Genomic DNA, 16155 nt, shown 5'->3' with positions numbered 1-16155 from the left:
TTACTTTGGCGTCAGGGCATTTTGGCGGGCGGCGGCGATGTCTTCATCGGTCAGGCCAAGGGCAGTTTCGATGGCCATCAGCTGCACCTCTTCAGTCGCGTCGCGCTCCCCATCGACCAGGGCGACCGACCACATGGCATCGGCCAGCGCCTTGCGATCATCATAGGCCACTTCGTCCCGCAATATCTGGGCAAACTCCGGCGTGCCCGGCGCATGGCGCTCCAGCGCCTCGCAGGTGGCGCGCAGCTTCGCCGCCTCCAGCGGTTTGAGATCGAAGGTGGCGGAGAGGATCCTGTCAATCTGGCCGACTTCCGAGGCCTGATAGGTGCGATCTGCCATTGCCACGCGCACCAGCAAGGCCCCCAGGGCCAGTTGGGCATTGGGCTGCGGCAGCGGTTTCGGGTCGGGTTTTCTGCGGGGGAAGAGACGTTCAAACATATAGGGTCAGCTGGGTTCCGGGTTCTTTCCAAAGGAGATGTTGTCCCACGCCGACCCCTGCGGATCGATGTCGGAGCGCGTTTCTTTAAAGGTCGTGGTGCGGCCCGGCGCGGAAGCATCGAGTTCCACGAGACGCATGGGCATTTCACAGGCTGCCGCCATGTGGCCAAAGGTCAGGAAGATCAGCGTCAGGCTCAAGCGCATACGCCCATCTTGGCACGCAGCGGCGGGACTGCCTAGAGGGCAGGACATCAATCGGCGGTGAGCGTGGCAAAGCGGTCCGAGAGACGCGCGGCTTCAGCCTCAAGCCCGTAGGGTGGGTTGATCACGAACATGCCCGACCCGATCATGCCATGGCCTTTGCGCGCGGGCGGAAACCGGACCTCGTGCCGCAGCGCGCTTGGGTGTGCCTTGTGCAGCGCGGTGAGCATCGGCAGGTGACTTTGGGCAGTCAGCATCGGGTACCACAAACATATGATCCCGACGTTCCACGCCCGCGTGACACCCGCAATATGCCGTGGAATATCCGCGTAATCCGTTTTGATCTCATAGCTGGGATCGATCAGCATGAGGCCGCGCCGAGGGGTTGGAGGCGTCAGCGAATGGGCCAGTTCAAACCCGTCTTGCCGGTAGCATTTGGCCGGGAAGCTGGAGAGCGCAAAGTCCAGGGCCGCGTGTTCGCCGGGGTGCAGTTCGGCCAGATGCATCCGATCATCCGGGCGCAACACATGCGCTGCGATCAACGGTGACCCGGCATAACTGTCGGCGCCATGGGTGGTGCGAACGGCGTTGAGCGCATTGGTCAGAGGATGTGCATCGTCGAACCAGGAGGCGACCCTGCCAATGCCAGCGGCTGCTTCACCGGTTTTGAGTGCTGCCGCATCCTGCAGATTATAGAGCGCCCGGCCCGCATGGGTTTCGATGTAGGTAAGTGGTTTGTCCTTTGCCGTCAGATAGTTCAGCATCCAGGCCAGCAGCCCATGCTTGTGCACATCCGCGAGATTGCCCGCGTGATAGATATGTTGGTAGCTGAGCATGCGTTTGGGTGTAGCCGACTGGCGGGTGGGCGCAACGACTAATGACCGCGGATCGACAATCGGCGGATATGGCGTGTCCGTGCGTGGCGCGTGTATCTGGACGCTTGCATGACGTCGGTATTCTGTCAGGGGGGCTTCGGTTCGCGGCGCGGACACAGGCGCCGCCTGTCACAGCACTTTCCGACGTGTCAAGAACGTTGCGCGACGCGGGATGGCGCTCTACACTTTATGCGTGTCTTTGCAAACCACGAGGCCGCTGCCCATGACCCTGACATCACCACAGCGCAGACCGGCCCCGACAGCGGCGGCACTTTCTCAGCGGAGCCATTCGCATCAAGACGCCGCTTCTTCCACCGGTTGGCAGGACGCTGCGCAACACAGCCCGGTGGTGGAACGATTGCAGGCGCTGCAGCGCAAGGCGGACCGGAGCTTTGGCAAGCCGCTCACCGCTGCTGCGCCGATCCAGCGCAAGGTGGTGATCAACGGCAAGGTCTATGGCAGCCGTCGCGACATTGCGATGAGCACCGACGGCGATGCCTTCGGAGCCTTTCAGGCCGTCACCGATAGCGACAAGACCGACAAACTGACCTCGGACACGCTTTACGAGATCAAGGGCGGGGCACTGGTCGAACCGGAAGGCGAAGTTGCGGCAGAGGAACCGGCGCTGCGCGAATCCCCCGAAGACCGACGTGCGCGGGAGGAAGAAGCGGCCCGCGAGCAAACAGAGCAGGAAAAGCGGGATTGGGGCGCGCGGATTGATGATCTGAAAGTCAAGATCACGGCGCGCAGCTATGTGACCCACGGCCGCTCTTTTGCGCATCTGGCCACGCGTGGGGGCGGGGACGGGCTGACCCGTTTTGCATCACGCGATGATGTTCTCACATATCTGGCCACCAAGGTGGATGATTTCACTTGCCAGGGCGCACAGGAATACAACCGCCGCGCCGCCGGTATCTTCCGCGCCACGATAGAATCCCAGCATATGGACGACAGTGGCAAGCGCGGCTCGGTCATCCTGTTGCTGCTGCCCGACAAGCGCGTGGTGCTGCACCATTTCGGCAATATCTGAGGGCCGGGTCGCGGTCAGACCAGCCGTGAGATTTCCTTGGCAGCGCGCACGAAATCCTTGAACAGCGGGTGCGGATCGAAAGGTTTCGACTTCAGCTCGGGGTGGAACTGCACGCCTATGAACCAAGGGTGGTCCGGCCATTCCACGATTTCCGGCAGCTTGCCATCAGGGGACATACCGGAGAAGCACAGGCCCGCGTTCTCCAGTTTATCGCGGTACTTGATGTCCACCTCGTAGCGGTGGCGATGCCTTTCGTCGATGGTGGTGGTGCCGTAAACCTCGGCCACCTTTGACCCATCGGTCAGCACCGCGTCATAGGCGCCCAGACGCATGGTGCCGCCCTTGTCATCCTCGACCTTACGGCTGACTTTGGCGTTGCCCTGCACCCATTCCTTGAGGTGATACACCACTGGTTCAAAACGCTTTTTACCGGATTCATGGTCGAATTCCTCGGAGCCGGCGGTCTTGATGTCGGCCACGTTGCGTGCCGCCTCGATCACCGCCATCTGCATGCCAAGGCAAATGCCCAGGTAAGGTACTTTGCGGGTGCGGGCGAATTCCGCCGCCTTGATCTTGCCTTCTGTCCCGCGTTCTCCGAAACCGCCCGGGACGAGGATCGCGTGGAACCCTTCAAGATGCGGTGCGACGTCATCGGCCTGGTCGAAGACTTCCGCGTCCACCCACTCCACCTTGACCTTCACCCGATTGGCCATGCCGCCATGGCTCAGCGCTTCGGCAATGGATTTATAGGCGTCTTCAAGCTGCGTGTATTTGCCGACAATCGCGACTTTAACCTCGCCTTCGGGGTTATGCACCCGGTCGGAGACATCCTGCCAGACGGTCAGATCAGGGCGAGGGGCAGGTGAGATGTCGAAGGCATCCAGCACCGCCTGATCCAGCCCCTGTTCGTGGTAGGCCAGCGGCGCGTCATAGATCGTTTTGAGATCATAGGCGGCCACCACGGCCTCCTTGCGCACGTTGCAGAAGAGCGCGATTTTCTCGCGTTCCTTTTCGGGGATCGGATGTTCAGAGCGGCAGACCAGAATATCCGGCGCGATGCCGATGGATTGCAATTCTTTCACCGAGTGCTGCGTCGGCTTGGTTTTCAACTCGCCCGAGGCCGCGAGATAGGGCAGCAGCGTCAGATGCATGAAGATGCACTGCCCGCGGGGTTTGTCATGAGCGTATTGGCGGATCGCCTCGAAGAAGGGCAGCCCTTCGATGTCACCGACCGTGCCGCCGATCTCGCATAGCATGAAATCAACTTCGTCATCGCCCACGTCCAGGAAGGCTTTGATCTCGTTTGTGACATGCGGCACCACCTGAATAGTCTTGCCTAGATAATCGCCGCGCCGTTCCTTTTCCAGTACGGTGGAATAGATACGCCCGGATGAAACGGAATCGGTGTTGCGCGCGGGCACGCCGGTAAAGCGCTCATAGTGACCAAGGTCGAGGTCGGTCTCTGCGCCATCGTCGGTCACGAAAACCTCGCCATGCTCAAAGGGCGACATCGTGCCCGGATCGACGTTCAGATAGGGATCAAGCTTGCGCAACCGCACCGAAAAGCCCCGCGCCTGCAGCAAAGCCCCCAGCGCGGCAGAGGACAGCCCCTTGCCGAGGGAGGACACCACACCACCGGTGATAAAGATATAACGTGCCATGGTCTGATATGCTCCCGTGCATCTTTACGGTCAGAAAAGCCGATCCAGGCGAGCTGCGAAAGTCGCAGGTCCACGGGACTTAAGGCTAACAGGATTCGGGCGCAGATGGCAAGACGTGCCGCAACATGATGTTGCAAAACATCTCGCATCCGCAAGGGGTTGTAGTTAGGCGTTAATCGGCGGTCGGAACCAGGGGCGCATTGTCACCCGGCGTGGGGGGCAGCAGCAAATCGCCTTCGGGCACCGCAGGTGCGGCGGGTTCGTTCAGCGCCGGTGGGGTCACGCCCAGGCGATCCACAACGGAGGAACCGGAGGCGTTTTCGGCGGCAAAGATGGTCAGCGTGATCGAGGTGCAGATGAAGGCGATCGCCAGCAACCATGTCACTTTGCCAAGCGCCGTTGCCGCGGCCCGGCCGGACATGGCGCCACCGCCACCGCCGCCCATGCCCAGCCCACCGCCTTCGGAGCGCTGCATGAGCACAACGGCAATCAGGCTCAGCGCCAGAATGAGGTGGACGATCAGGACGACGTTTTCCATGAATGACTCAATGCGTTTCGATTTTGCTTTCGGGGTATCTAGGCAAGTTTGGCCCCACCCGCAAGGGAGGATTGCCAAGGCAATACGCCTGCGCCACAAGCCGAGACCGCCGCCTGATCATTCCGCCGGGCGACGGTCCGCTGAAGCTGTTCTCTAATGCGCACCGATTAAGAGGGTTATCCTGGAATTGAGGCGCTGCAGACTCACTTCGTAAGAATTGCATAACACGTTTTGCGGGAAAAATCGCCGTGAAAATCCGGCCTGTGGATAAGTCCGGCGGGTAAGCGCTGGACAACGTCGAAGGAGGGCTCCAAAGTCGCGCCATGCCTCATGATGATCCCGACCACCCGCATAGCCTGTTGCCGCCGGATCCAGCGCTCCGCGTCAAGGCGCTGGAGACGATTTTGACCCGCAAAGGGCTGATCGATCCTGCCGCCCTAGACGTCATCATCGACACCTATGAGAACAAGATCGGTCCGCGCAATGGCGCCCATGTCGTCGCGCGTGCATGGAGCGATCCGGCTTTCAAAACAGCGCTGTTGGAGGATGCAACGGCGGTGGTGTCCGAGATGGGATATTATGGTCGGCAGGGCGAACATATGGTGGCGGTGGAGAACACAGCTGATGTTCACAATATGGTCGTCTGTACCCTATGCAGCTGTTACCCGTGGCCGCTTCTGGGCATTCCGCCAGGGTGGTACAAATCCGATGCCTACCGCGCCCGCGCCGTGCGTGAGCCGCGCGCCGTGCTGGCCGATTTCGGGGTGACGCTGCCAGAGGACACTGCCGTTCGGGTCTGGGATTCGACGGCAGAGGTGCGGTATCTGGTGATCCCCGAGCGCCCCGCAGGCAGCGACGGTATGGACGAGGCGGCGCTGATGGATCTGGTCACCCGCGACAGCATGATCGGCACCGGGCTTGCGCTGCCAGTTGAGGGGTCCGCACCATGAGTCGCCCGCATGACATGGGCGGGCGCTATGGTGACGGGCCGGTGGTCCCGGAAGAAGAGGGCACCGTATTCCATGCCGATTGGCACAAGCGCGCCCTGGCCATCACCCTGGCGTCCGCTGCACACGGGGCATGGAACATCGACGTGTCACGACATGCGCGTGAACGACTGGCGCCGATGGATTACACGCGGTTTTCCTACTACGAAAAATGGATGGCTGGCCTGGCGGATCTGCTCGTTGAGGCCAAGCTGGTGAGCCGCGAGGAACTGGCCGGCCAAGCGCCCACGCTGAGCCCGAGCGCGGATAAGAGGCTCAAGGCCGACGCCGTTCCGGCCGTTTTGGCCGCGGGTGGTCCTGCCGACCGCCCCAGCGATATCGCGCCAGCGTTTCAACCCGGAGATGCCGTGCGCACCCGCCGCCTTGCCGCCAATGCCCTGGTCGATGGCGGTCACACGCGGTTGCCCCGCTATGCCGCAGGCGCCACGGGACGCGTCGTGCGGTATCATGGCACGCACATCCTGCCGGACAGCTCCGCGCACCGGCTGGGGGATGCGGCGGAACCGCTTTACGCGGTGGCCTTCCCGGCGTCAGAGCTTTGGGCGCATCCCGAACATCCTCGTGACGAGGTCGTTCTTGATCTGTGGCAAAGCTATCTGGCCCCGGCATGACGGACGCGCCGGACCCCGTTTTCACCGAACCCTGGCATGCGCAGGTCTTTGCCCTGACCGTGCATCTGAACGAAGCGGGTCATTTTGACTGGCCGGAGTGGGCAAGCTGCTTTGGCGCGACGTTGAAAAAGAACGGGCTGAGCAAGGAGCTCGATGGCGGGGATGATTACTTCACGGCATGGCTGGAGACGTTGGAGCAGTTCTTGGCCAGCAAGGACTTGGCTGATCTCCGGGATGTTGCTGAGATGAGAAATGCCTGGGAACGGGCTTACCTCAGCACACCACATGGCGCGCCGGTGACCTTGGAATAGGAAAAGTCCGAAAAGCGGTGAGATGCTGGACCTGGTGTCAGGTTTTGGGCCGCGAGGTCAGCCCTGCCTTGTTGAGAAACCGCCGCCACGCGCCTTTTTGGGGCAATCGCGGCAGGTGCAGTTTTGACTTGCCCGCGAGGCGATCAAACTCATGCATGTCAATGACCCGTTCCGCGCACCCGCAGCCTTCGCCGAGGCCGACTTTGGCATAGTAGAACTTCTGAAAATCTTCGGGTTTGTCTGGTCTGCGCGGCATCGGGTGATCTCCTTTCCCGATCAGTTTAGCGCTGAGACCTAACATGCGCCACTTACATTGGCGCTTTTGCCCTCGGAGCACGCTGACTAGTCATCAATGTCATCGACATCCGACTGCCCAGACAGCGCGCGGCGTACGTGGCTCCAGCTGAGCCCGATGCCCAGCACCAGCGAGAGCGCCCCAAGTCCCAACCAGACGTTCAGGCTGGAGTTGTCGAGCCGCAGGATACCCAGATCGTAAAGCACCCAGACCAAGGCGCCCACGACCGCCAGAACCAGGATCATGCCCGCCGCCCCGATGGAGCGGAGCGTGGCGCGCAGGTAGATGATGTAGCCGATCGCCAGCAACAGCGCGAGCAGCACCGCGATCGACAGGTTCATATGGCCATAGTCGCGCACCCAGTTGATGTAGTTGTATTGCGTCGGGTTGAAGGTCAGCGCCAATAGCGCAAAGGCAAAAAACCATCGGGTGAAAAATCCCATCGTCGCCTGGTCCTCGGTCTTGTTGTCTTTGGCCCAGAACTATCCCTGCTCACGGCCCAAAGTCCATGATCAATGCAGGTGTTTGGCGGCCCACGGGGGCGCCTCTTTTGCCCTTTCGCCCCTTGGGCTCTGCCGCTATACCGGCGCGGGTTTGAAACACACCAAAGGGGACCAGCCATGGCAAATGTCGTTGTTGTCGGCGCGCAATGGGGCGATGAGGGAAAAGGCAAGATCGTGGACTGGCTTTCCGAGCGGGCGGATGTGATCGCGCGTTTCCAGGGCGGTCACAATGCGGGCCACACGCTGGTGATCGATGGCAAGGTTTACAAGTTGAATGCGTTGCCGTCCGGTGTGGTGCGCGGCGGCAAGCTCTCCGTTATTGGCAATGGTGTGGTGCTGGACCCCTGGCATCTGCTGAAAGAGATCGAAACGATCCAAGGGCAAGGCGTTGAAATCACGCCTGAAACCCTGATGATCGCGGAGAATACGCCGCTTATCCTGCCGATTCACGGCGAGCTCGACCGCGCCCGCGAGGAGGCGGCGAGCAAGGGCACGAAGATCGGTACCACAGGGCGCGGCATCGGGCCGGCCTATGAGGATAAGGTGGGCCGCCGGTCCGTGCGTGTGGCCGATCTCGCGGATCCTGCGACGCTGGAGGCGCGTGTGGACCGGGCCCTGCAACACCATGACCCGTTGCGCCGCGGCTTAGGGATAGAGCCCGTGGACCGCGACGCGCTGCTGGCGCAGATGCGCGAGATCGCACCCGAGATCCTGCAATATGCGGCGCCAGCGTGGAAGGTGCTGAACGAGAAGCGCAAGGCGGGCAAACGCATCCTTTTTGAAGGGGCGCAGGGCGCTCTGCTCGACATTGATTTTGGCACCTACCCTTTTGTGACGTCCTCCAACGTGATCGCGGGACAGGCCGCGACCGGCGTCGGCATTGGCCCGGGGGCGATCAACTACGTGCTTGGTATCGTGAAAGCTTATACCACGCGCGTGGGCGAGGGGCCTTTCCCGACGGAACTGGACGATGACGACGGTCAGCGGTTGGGCGAACGCGGGCATGAGTTCGGCACCGTCACGGGGCGCAAGCGGCGGTGCGGCTGGTTTGACGCGGTGCTGGTGCGCCAGACCTGTGCCACCTCAGGCGTGAATGGCATTGCGTTCACCAAGCTGGACGTCCTGGACGGGTTCGAGACATTGAAGATATGCGTTGGATATGACCTGGACGGCGTCCGCATGGACTACCTGCCCACCGCAGCGGATCATCAGGCGCGCTGCACCCCGATTTACGAAGAAATGCCTGGTTGGTCGGAGTCCACGGAAGGCGCGCGCAGCTGGGCGGAGCTACCTGCAAACGCGATCAAATATGTGCGGCGGGTCGAGGAGTTGATCAACTGTCCGGTCGCGCTACTTTCTACATCACCGGAACGCGATGACACGATCCTTGTCACGGACCCATTTGCCGATTGAGACCCGCATGCCTGTCAGCCACAAAGCCCGTCGCCGCCTGTCCCTGCTGATCTTGTTGGTCGGGCTGCCGCTCTACATCATCGTTGCCGTCTCGGTGATCAACGCACTGGATCGCCCGTCGATCCTTGTGGAACTCTTGGTCTATTTGGTTCTGGGCGTTGTCTGGGCGCTGCCGTTCAAGTTTATCTTCAAAGGCATCGGTCAAGCGGACCCGGACAAGCCGGACAGCTAAGGTGTCGCTGGGCGCGTCCCGCAGGCAGGTCCATTTTCCAACATTTTATTTCGATGTATCAGCTTGCGGCGCGTTCATCGGGTTTAAATCCGATAGCATCGGACGCCGCAAAGCGTCCGCCCTTGATTTTTTCGATCTTGCCGGATCGTAAGAGCTGCCCGAAGGAGCGCAGCCCGTCTTCGCGGCTGAAATCGCCACAGTCGGCCTGACGTACGCGGGTCATGAGCTGCGGGCGCGAGAACTGATCGTGTCCTTCGACAAAGCAGAGATAGGCCGCAGCGGCTTCCAGCACCTCTGGCAGCTTGGTCGCGCCCATCTGCTCTGCGAATTCCGCAAAACCGGTATCTTCCGCAAACGCCGGGTCGTCTTCAAGCGTGGCGGCAACGCGACGCGGGGTCACGGGGTCGGCATTGGTTGCGCTTTCGTCGATCCGTTGTTCGGCCACCAGCTTCAGCGGGGCCGGGCGTGGCTCTGCCGGGCGTTCGGTCCGGCTGCCGGACGCAACAGGGCGGCGGGGTTTGACCACCTGCGCCAGATCACTGCGATACGCTTTGGTGGTTTCTTCCTCGGTCTCTTCCTTTGCCATGGAGGTATCGGCAAAGCGGGCGGCGACCGCGGCACGCAGATGGGCAAAGGCGCTGCGCCGCGTTGCGCCTTCGGGCTCTTCCATCTGATGATCCGCTTCGGCCATCAGGCGGGAGACGTCCTCGGACATCCCGGAATCGATCGCGGGCAGGGCATCGCGCGCCGTCGATGTTTCCTTCTCTGCCTGGTCGTTCTCGGCCGTCACCGCATCGAGTTCATGCTGTCGCGCGGCCTCATGCTGATCGGACAGGATCGCGTCGTCACCATCGAATTCTTCCAGATCACCGGATTCCAATGCGGCTTCCAGATCGGCCCGATCAACCTTTAGGACCCGGCCTTTCACTTCCCGGGTCTCGGGCTGATCCTCCTCCACCTCTTCTGCGTCATGTGCGGCGGCTGGCGTATCCTCCTGATCTTCTGCCACGTCGCCAAACAGATTTTCCGCCGCGTCCTGTGCATCGACCTCTGTTTCATCGGTGTCCAACAGGCTGTCCGCGCTGTCGTGCTCATCGGCTTCGAGACGGCTCAGCACGGCGGAGAGGTCGTCTTCCTCCTCAGGCGTTTCTGCGGCCTCTGCTGCGATCTGATCATCAACATCGAAAGCTTCTGCGATGTCCTGCGCTGCTGCGGTCAGTGTCTCGTTGGTCTCGTCTGTCTCTTCTTCCGTTTCTTCCGCTGACGGTTGGATCGCCAGATCGAAAGGCATATCGAGGATATCAATCGACTCTTCCGACGTGGCTGTTTCTTCTTCGGCAGGAGCTTCGTCTTCCTGTTGAGAGACCACCTCGCGAATGCGTTGCAGCTTCGCGGCGATGGACTCGGCTGCCGCTTCGGAGGCCGCTTGCGGAGGCTCGAAAGATGCAACCGGTTCAAAGGCGGAAAACTCTGATGACGTGGTCATCTCGGCTTCCATCTCCGGATCGATATCCGAAGGCGCCGGACTGTTGGCAAAGAAAGCTTCCGCGTTCAGAGCGGCGTCCTGTTCCGGCAGTTCTTCAGTCTCGGCGCTGTCTTCAGTCACAACATCGACATCCGCAGGCTCTTCTTCAGGTATTGTCGCCTCGACAGGTGCCACATCGACTGCGTCATCGGGCGCCGCGACCTCTGCCACCTTGGGTTCAAGAGCGGCTTCGACCTCTGCGACATCCGGTTCATCGTCTTCCGGGGCCGCCTGTGCAGCACCCTCTTCGATCACAGGTGTCGTCTCCTGATCCGTCTCAACTTCTGCTTCCGTAGCCTCTGAAACCTCTTCTGTGTCACTTGTTTCGGAATTGACGGTCTCTGCGTCGGCGAGCGGTTCCTTGACGTCTTCCGGCTCGCTTACGTCTTCCACGTCCAGAGCGGCAGCTGCATCGTCTTCTTCGGGCTGAACCGTTTCATCCTGAGCTTTGAGGAGAATCCGTCCGTCCTGTTCACGCGCTTCCACGCGACGTGCCACTTCACGTTCTGCAATCCGAGCGAGCATCTCGGCATCCGGCTGTGGAGGTTCTGCGCCAAAATAGCGGTCATCCGACGCGAGATCGCGGAAATATTCAGCAATCGCCTTCATCGTGTCGAAGGAATCGTCAAACCCTTCCAGCGTGCAGGAAAAAGTCCCGTAGGAAACGGTCAGAATTTTGCTGCTATTCGTCATCGGATGCTCGTCCTCAGCGTGACTTCAACAAACTGTTTACCATAATTGAAAAGTCTAAATCGGCTCGAATCTGTGGCCATTAACGTATCATTTTATGGCGAGATTGTGTTCTGTTTCCAAAAAGGACATTAAACTTAAGTGAATACTAAAATTATAGATAAATTGACTCCGGTCACGCTGGTGGGCGGAGGCGCAGTAGGCGACGGCGATTTGCAGGCTGCTCTGGCGCTGGCACCGACCTGTGTTGCTGCGGACAGCGGTGCAGATACGGTGTTGGCGGCCGGGATAGAATTGTCGGCCGTCATCGGCGATATGGATTCCATCTCAGCAGAAGCGCGATCCCGGCTTCCCGTTGATATACAACATAAAATTCCTGAACAGATGAGCACGGATTTCGACAAGGCGCTGCGCTATATCGCGGCGCCGCTGGTGATTGCCGTCGGCTTTTGTGGCTTGCGGATCGATCACCAACTGGCGGCCTTGCACACATTGGTGATGCGCCCGGATGTCACCTGCCTGATGCTGGGTGCAGAGGACATCATTTTTCTCTGCCCGCGTCAGTTTGATTTGCCGATGGCGGCGGGGACGCGGGTGTCATTGTTTCCAATGGGACCTGTAAAGGGGCAGTCGACGGGATTGGAATGGCCGATCGACGGGCTCGCCTTTGCGCCTGATGGGGTCTCTGGCACGTCCAATCAGGCGACGGGGGATGTGCGCATCGAGGTGGATCAGCCGGCGATGCTCTGCATCCTGCCGCGCCGCTTCATGGCAGCGGTTGCGGAGAGTTTGGCTGCCCTACCGGCGTCCGCGCGGTGGCCCGCTCGCGCAGCACCACGTAGAGACCCGCCGCAATCGTGATCAGGATGCCCACCGCCGCGAGGTTGTTGGGCAGATCGCCAAATACGAGAAAGCCGATGACCGTGGCGAAGGGGATTTCAAGATACTGCATCGGCGCGAGCGTGGTGGACGGCGCATAGCGCAACGACCAGGTCATCAGCAGATGCGCGATGGTTCCCAGCAGTCCGATGCTGACCAGCAGGGTCCAGTCAAAGGTGTCAACCGCAATCAATTGCAGATTCCAGATGCCGCTGTCCTTGAACCAGAGCAGAGCGGGCACCATGACCGCCACCGCCATGAGACCGCTGACCGCCTGCAACCCGATGGGGTCTGTCTCGCGGGCGATCTGGCGTGTCAGGAGCATGAAGAACGCAAAGTTCAGGGCAACGGCGACCGGCAGCAAAGCGGGCCAGCCCACTTCGCGGAAACTGGGCTGCACGACCAGCAGCGTCCCGAGAAAGCCGACAAGGCAAGCCATCAGGCGACGTGCGCCCACTTCCTCTTTTAAGAAGTATTTCCCCAGGATCAGCATGATGAACGGCATCACAAATGCAATGGCAACCGCATCGGCCAAGGGCAGATACTTCAGGGCGGTGACCATGGTGCCAATGCCCAGGATATGAAGGAGCGTGCGCAGGAAAGTGAGCGTGAGAACGCGACCGCGCATATGCCACTTGCGCCCGGTCAGCAGCACAAGGGGAATGAGTACAATGGCTTGGATTGCGAACCGCACAAGCACCAGTTGACCGACCGGCACAGTCTCTCCAAGGATCTTGGCAATGGCATCGCCCACCGGTGCCAGGATGCAAAATCCCAGCATGAGCATGATACCAAGAAGGGGGCGGTCAAAATTCATTTGCCGAACCTAGATGTGCCCTTCAATCATTGCAAGAAATGCTTGGATGGGTGCTCAACTTTTAGCAGTTTGGCACATTGACCGCCAAACCACCGAGCGATGTTTCCTTGTATTTCTCGGACATATCCACCCCGGTCTGCCGCATCGTCTCGATGCAGGCGTCCAGCGGCACCAGATGGGTGCCATCCCCCCGCAAGGCCAGCGAAGCGGCGGAGACCGCCTTGATGGCGCCCAGACCGTTGCGCTCGATGCAGGGCACCTGCACCAGGCCTTTGACCGGATCGCACGTCATGCCGAGGTGATGTTCCAGGGCAATCTCGGCGGCATTCTCCACCTGCTGGGGTGTGCCGCCCATCACCGCACAGAGACCGGCGGCGGCCATGGCGGCGGCAGAGCCCACCTCGGCCTGACAACCCGCTTCCGCACCAGAGATGGAGGCGTTGTACTTCACCAACCCGCCAATGGCGGCGGCGGTCAGCAGGAAATCCTCGACATGGGTCTCGGACGCGCCGGGCACGTGGTCCAGATAATAGCGCAAGGTGGCCGGCAGCACGCCGGCGGCGCCATTGGTGGGGGCCGTGACAACCTGACCGCCCCCAGCGTTCTCTTCGTTGACCGCCATGGCGTAGACGCTCATCCAGTCGTTGATCGTATGCGGCGGTGTGAGGTTCATCCCCCGTTCCTGCATGAGCTTGTCATGGATGCCCTTGGCGCGTCGCTTGACCGACAGGCCACCGGGCAGAATGCCTTCGGTTGTCAGGCCACGATCGATGCAATCATTCATCACCTGCCAAAGCCGTTTGGTGCCCGTTTTCAGGGTGTCGGCACCGCCCCGCGCGAATTCGTTAGATCGTTTCATTTCGGCAATTGAGCGGCCTGACGCTGTGGACATCTCGAGCATTTGAGCTGCGGTTTTGAAAGGGAAGGGGATGGGCGGACCCTCGTCCGTGTCCTTGCCCGCGGCCAGTTCCGCCTCGGTCATCACGAAACCGCCGCCGATGGAATAGTAGGTTTCGCGCAATGTCACATCGCCTTGCGCATCCGTGGCCATGAGCATCATGCCGTTGGCATGACCTTCCAGAATGGTGTCGAAGTCGAAGATCAGATCGGTGGCCGGATCAAAGGACAGCGCGCCCAGACCATCAGGGTGGATTGTACGCTGCGCCTTGATCTTCTCCAACACCTGATCCGCCTTTTCCCGGTCGTAGGTGTCCGGCACGAAACCGGCCAGCCCCAGGATCGTGGCGCGGTCTGTCGCGTGGCCCACGCCGGTGAAGGCCAGTGACCCATGCAACGAGGCGCGCAGCCCGTGAAAGGCAAAAGGAGAGGCGCGCATCAGGTCGAGAAAACGCGCGGCAGCCACCATCGGGCCCATCGTGTGCGAAGACGACGGGCCGATGCCCACTTTGAACATGTCGAAAACCGATAAGAACATCTAAAGAGCGCTTCCTTCCGGAGGGTGTGGCACCTGTGGCGCGGTAAAGGGGGTGGGGCCAAGACCTTCTGCGGCCTGTGCTGCATGCACACTTGCGCGCGGCTCCAACATCATTGTCATCCGGTGTAGGGCAGGGAAGGCGGATAGGTCAAACCAGTCGCGATTGCTGTCCCGAGGATAGAGCTGCACCCAGCGCAACATCGGTGCGAGATAGAGATCGAGGATCGAGGGCGTCTCGCGCGCCGACCAATGGGCATCCAGCAGGGCAAGGTGGCGCAGGATGTTGTCACGCGTCTGGTCCCGCAGGCGCTGCTGGTCCGCATCACCGGCGCCGATGTAGACCGATGGGTAAAAGAGCATGCGCAGGGCGGGGTGCAGCGTGTTAGAGAGGTAAAACAGCCACTTGAGCGTGTCCGCGCGGCCCGGTGCGGTGGCGGCGGGGGCCGGTGCGGTGGCGGCGGGGGCCGGTGCGGTGGCGGCGGGGGCCAACTGCCCATGTTGATCCGCAAGCCAGAGCAGAATGGCCGCGGTTTCGAAGATCGGGCCCTGGGGTGTTTCAAGCGCCGGGATCAGCCCGCCGGGGTTCAAGGCCAGATAGTCCGGCGCGCGTTGGGCTTTGATGCTGCGATCCACCAGATGCGTGCGATAGGGCACCTGCAGTTCTTCCAGGGCCAGACGAATGACCAGCGACGCATTGTCCGGGGCATAGTGCAATATGTAGGCAGGTGTTGTCATACGCGCATCTAATATGATTCACGGCGGACAAAGCGGCAGAAAACGACTCCTTTTCGAGATTTGAAACGCAAGAACCGGAGTATGGGGGAGCCGCCGACCGATTGCCGGCCGGCGGCGGCGGATCACAGCAGCCGGACCGACATGCCGCCATCCACGATCATGGGTGCCCCTGTCACGAAACTGGCCCTGTCCGACAGCAGGTAGAGCGCGGATTGCGCGATTTCCCGCGGGTCCGCCAGCCGCTTGATCGGGTGCAGGTTGGCCACGAAGTCATGGGTGTTGGGATCCTCCCCTGCCATCGGGGTTTTCGTGCCGCCGGGCAGAATGGCGTTGATCCGCACACCGTAGCCGGCATGCTCCGCCGCGAGCGCCTGTACCAGGCCGATCATGCCCGCTTTGGATGCCGCATAGGCCGCCATGCCGGGCATGCCGCCGTTGCTGTAGCCGACGAATGAGCTGGTAAAGACGATGGCCCCGCTGCGTTTTTCTGCGAAGAATGGGATCTGGGCTTTGGCTGCATAAAAGGCGCTGGTGAGGTTTGCCGCGATGACCGCGTCCCAGTTGGCCCTATCCATCTGCGACACCGGGCCCATTTCCCCCATCACGCCCGCATTGTTGAACGCCCCGTCCACCGTCCCAAACCGGTCCTGGGCGAAGTCCATAAGAGACCCGGCATAGGTTTCATCCGTCACGTCGCCGGGCAGACAGGCCGCCTTGCCATTGCTCTGCACGATCTGACCAACCAGTTGGTCCAGTTCTTCCTTGCGCCGCGCCCCGAGCACGACATTCGCGCCTTCGGATGCAAAGAGCAAAGCCGCCGCTGCCCCTATGCCGCTGCTGGCGCCGGTCACGATGATTGTTTTTCCGTCAAGTTCCATGAATTCGCACTCCTTTTCGTGGATGCTCAGCGGATACAGAGGATGTGCGGGCAGGCGCGATCCGTTTCCTGCGCCTAGCGT

Annotated in this window: 19 protein-coding genes; 7 read left to right on the top strand and 12 right to left on the bottom strand. The window is 61.0% G+C overall.

Annotation, left to right across the window (positions count from 1 at the left end; genetic code table 11):
• Genes ISX84_RS21120 through rlmJ form a run of 3 tightly spaced genes read right to left on the bottom strand, consistent with a single transcriptional unit; the run spans position 1 to position 1475 of the window.
• The gene (locus tag ISX84_RS21120) at positions 1–438 is read right to left on the bottom strand and encodes a tellurite resistance TerB family protein (protein ID WP_195822395.1); all 438 of its coding nucleotides are present in this window, start codon (positions 436–438) and stop codon (positions 1–3) included.
• A gap of 6 nt (positions 439–444) precedes the next feature.
• Positions 445–642, bottom strand: a complete 198-nt coding sequence (locus ISX84_RS21115; RefSeq protein ID WP_195822394.1) for a hypothetical protein — start codon at positions 640–642, stop codon at positions 445–447.
• A gap of 47 nt (positions 643–689) precedes the next feature.
• Positions 690–1475, bottom strand: a complete 786-nt coding sequence (gene rlmJ / locus ISX84_RS21110) for a 23S rRNA (adenine(2030)-N(6))-methyltransferase RlmJ (RefSeq protein ID WP_195822417.1) — start codon at positions 1473–1475, stop codon at positions 690–692.
• A 262-nt stretch (positions 1476–1737) separates the two neighbouring features.
• Here rlmJ and ISX84_RS21105 point away from each other — a divergent pair, with 262 nt between their 5' ends.
• Complete coding sequence (locus ISX84_RS21105) at positions 1738–2544, top strand: hypothetical protein (protein ID WP_195822393.1); 807 nt, start codon at positions 1738–1740, stop codon at positions 2542–2544.
• A gap of 14 nt (positions 2545–2558) precedes the next feature.
• Here ISX84_RS21105 and ISX84_RS21100 read toward each other — a convergent pair whose 3' ends face one another.
• Positions 2559–4205 (bottom strand): CTP synthase, encoded by a 1647-nt coding sequence (locus ISX84_RS21100; RefSeq protein WP_195822392.1) that lies wholly within the window; start codon positions 4203–4205, stop codon positions 2559–2561.
• Positions 4206–4377: 172 nt separating this feature from the next.
• On the bottom strand, positions 4378–4743 hold the full coding sequence (gene secG, locus ISX84_RS21095; protein WP_195822391.1) for a preprotein translocase subunit SecG: 366 nt from the start codon (positions 4741–4743) through the stop codon (positions 4378–4380).
• Positions 4744–5066: 323 nt separating this feature from the next.
• Between secG and nthA the strand changes: the two genes are divergently transcribed.
• From nthA to ISX84_RS21080, 3 genes are read left to right on the top strand one after another with little or no spacing between them, the layout of a single operon-like run.
• Positions 5067–5693 (top strand): nitrile hydratase subunit alpha, encoded by a 627-nt coding sequence (gene nthA / locus ISX84_RS21090; RefSeq protein WP_195822390.1) that lies wholly within the window; start codon positions 5067–5069, stop codon positions 5691–5693.
• Complete coding sequence (gene nthB / locus ISX84_RS21085) at positions 5690–6361, top strand: nitrile hydratase subunit beta (protein WP_195822389.1); 672 nt, start codon at positions 5690–5692, stop codon at positions 6359–6361. Before nthA ends, nthB begins: the two co-directional genes overlap by 4 nt.
• On the top strand, positions 6358–6672 hold the full coding sequence (locus ISX84_RS21080) for a nitrile hydratase accessory protein (protein WP_195822388.1): 315 nt from the start codon (positions 6358–6360) through the stop codon (positions 6670–6672). Before nthB ends, ISX84_RS21080 begins: the two co-directional genes overlap by 4 nt.
• Before the next feature lie 37 nt (positions 6673–6709).
• Here the strand turns inward: ISX84_RS21080 and ISX84_RS21075 are convergent, their stop codons facing one another.
• Together ISX84_RS21075 and ISX84_RS21070 are read right to left on the bottom strand one after the other, a co-directional pair.
• Positions 6710–6928: a hypothetical protein gene (locus ISX84_RS21075; protein WP_195822387.1), complete on the bottom strand. Its 219-nt coding sequence runs from the start codon at positions 6926–6928 to the stop codon at positions 6710–6712.
• Between the two features lie 86 nt (positions 6929–7014).
• Positions 7015–7410, bottom strand: a complete 396-nt coding sequence (locus ISX84_RS21070; RefSeq protein ID WP_195822386.1) for a DUF6524 family protein — start codon at positions 7408–7410, stop codon at positions 7015–7017.
• A gap of 177 nt (positions 7411–7587) precedes the next feature.
• Here ISX84_RS21070 and ISX84_RS21065 point away from each other — a divergent pair, with 177 nt between their 5' ends.
• Entirely contained in the window at positions 7588–8883 is a 1296-nt protein-coding gene (locus ISX84_RS21065; RefSeq protein ID WP_195822385.1) for an adenylosuccinate synthase, read from the top strand.
• Positions 8884–8890: 7 nt separating this feature from the next.
• Entirely contained in the window at positions 8891–9115 is a 225-nt protein-coding gene (locus ISX84_RS21060; protein ID WP_195822384.1) for a DUF2842 domain-containing protein, read from the top strand.
• A gap of 58 nt (positions 9116–9173) precedes the next feature.
• Here ISX84_RS21060 and ISX84_RS21055 read toward each other — a convergent pair whose 3' ends face one another.
• The gene (locus tag ISX84_RS21055) at positions 9174–11333 is read right to left on the bottom strand and encodes a hypothetical protein (protein ID WP_195822383.1); all 2160 of its coding nucleotides are present in this window, start codon (positions 11331–11333) and stop codon (positions 9174–9176) included.
• Between the two features lie 138 nt (positions 11334–11471).
• On the opposite strand from ISX84_RS21055, the gene ISX84_RS21050 reads away from it, so the two are divergent.
• Positions 11472–12191, top strand: a complete 720-nt coding sequence (locus ISX84_RS21050; protein ID WP_195822382.1) for a thiamine diphosphokinase — start codon at positions 11472–11474, stop codon at positions 12189–12191.
• Here ISX84_RS21050 and ISX84_RS21045 read toward each other — a convergent pair.
• The 4 genes from ISX84_RS21045 to ISX84_RS21030 all read right to left on the bottom strand — a co-directional run bounded on the left by ISX84_RS21045 (position 12097) and on the right by ISX84_RS21030 (position 16074).
• Positions 12097–13026 carry a DMT family transporter gene (locus ISX84_RS21045; RefSeq protein WP_195822381.1) on the bottom strand — a complete coding sequence of 310 codons (930 nt, stop codon included), beginning with the start codon at positions 13024–13026 and terminating at the stop codon, positions 12097–12099. The genes ISX84_RS21050 and ISX84_RS21045 overlap by 95 nt on opposite strands.
• Positions 13027–13087: 61 nt before the next feature.
• Complete coding sequence (locus tag ISX84_RS21040) at positions 13088–14461, bottom strand: L-serine ammonia-lyase (RefSeq protein ID WP_195822380.1); 1374 nt, start codon at positions 14459–14461, stop codon at positions 13088–13090.
• On the bottom strand, positions 14462–15196 hold the full coding sequence (locus tag ISX84_RS21035; RefSeq protein WP_195822379.1) for a glutathione S-transferase family protein: 735 nt from the start codon (positions 15194–15196) through the stop codon (positions 14462–14464).
• A gap of 122 nt (positions 15197–15318) precedes the next feature.
• Positions 15319–16074, bottom strand: coding sequence for an SDR family oxidoreductase (locus ISX84_RS21030; protein ID WP_195822378.1), 756 nt, complete (start codon positions 16072–16074; stop codon positions 15319–15321).
• Positions 16075–16155 lie beyond the last annotated feature (81 nt).

It is taken from the genome of Roseobacter sp. MH60115, assembly GCF_015644665.1.
GTDB lineage: Bacteria > Pseudomonadota > Alphaproteobacteria > Rhodobacterales > Rhodobacteraceae > Roseobacter.
Note: the sequence above shows the minus strand (reverse complement) of the source record. Positions and strands in the feature narration are given on the sequence as shown.

Coding starts and splice junctions, on each gene's coding strand:
- ISX84_RS21120 (WP_195822395.1), bottom strand. CDS start 438: ATGTTTGAACGTCTCTTCCCCCGCAGAAAACCCGACCCGAAACCGCTG.
- ISX84_RS21115 (WP_195822394.1), bottom strand. CDS start 642: ATGCGCTTGAGCCTGACGCTGATCTTCCTGACCTTTGGCCACATGGCG.
- rlmJ (WP_195822417.1), bottom strand. CDS start 1,475: ATGCTCAGCTACCAACATATCTATCACGCGGGCAATCTCGCGGATGTG.
- ISX84_RS21105 (WP_195822393.1), top strand. CDS start 1,738: ATGACCCTGACATCACCACAGCGCAGACCGGCCCCGACAGCGGCGGCA.
- ISX84_RS21100 (WP_195822392.1), bottom strand. CDS start 4,205: ATGGCACGTTATATCTTTATCACCGGTGGTGTGGTGTCCTCCCTCGGC.
- secG (WP_195822391.1), bottom strand. CDS start 4,743: ATGGAAAACGTCGTCCTGATCGTCCACCTCATTCTGGCGCTGAGCCTG.
- nthA (WP_195822390.1), top strand. CDS start 5,067: ATGCCTCATGATGATCCCGACCACCCGCATAGCCTGTTGCCGCCGGAT.
- nthB (WP_195822389.1), top strand. CDS start 5,690: ATGAGTCGCCCGCATGACATGGGCGGGCGCTATGGTGACGGGCCGGTG.
- ISX84_RS21080 (WP_195822388.1), top strand. CDS start 6,358: ATGACGGACGCGCCGGACCCCGTTTTCACCGAACCCTGGCATGCGCAG.
- ISX84_RS21075 (WP_195822387.1), bottom strand. CDS start 6,928: ATGCCGCGCAGACCAGACAAACCCGAAGATTTTCAGAAGTTCTACTAT.
- ISX84_RS21070 (WP_195822386.1), bottom strand. CDS start 7,410: ATGGGATTTTTCACCCGATGGTTTTTTGCCTTTGCGCTATTGGCGCTG.
- ISX84_RS21065 (WP_195822385.1), top strand. CDS start 7,588: ATGGCAAATGTCGTTGTTGTCGGCGCGCAATGGGGCGATGAGGGAAAA.
- ISX84_RS21060 (WP_195822384.1), top strand. CDS start 8,891: ATGCCTGTCAGCCACAAAGCCCGTCGCCGCCTGTCCCTGCTGATCTTG.
- ISX84_RS21055 (WP_195822383.1), bottom strand. CDS start 11,333: ATGACGAATAGCAGCAAAATTCTGACCGTTTCCTACGGGACTTTTTCC.
- ISX84_RS21045 (WP_195822381.1), bottom strand. CDS start 13,026: ATGAATTTTGACCGCCCCCTTCTTGGTATCATGCTCATGCTGGGATTT.
- ISX84_RS21040 (WP_195822380.1), bottom strand. CDS start 14,461: ATGTTCTTATCGGTTTTCGACATGTTCAAAGTGGGCATCGGCCCGTCG.
- ISX84_RS21035 (WP_195822379.1), bottom strand. CDS start 15,196: ATGACAACACCTGCCTACATATTGCACTATGCCCCGGACAATGCGTCG.
- ISX84_RS21030 (WP_195822378.1), bottom strand. CDS start 16,074: ATGGAACTTGACGGAAAAACAATCATCGTGACCGGCGCCAGCAGCGGC.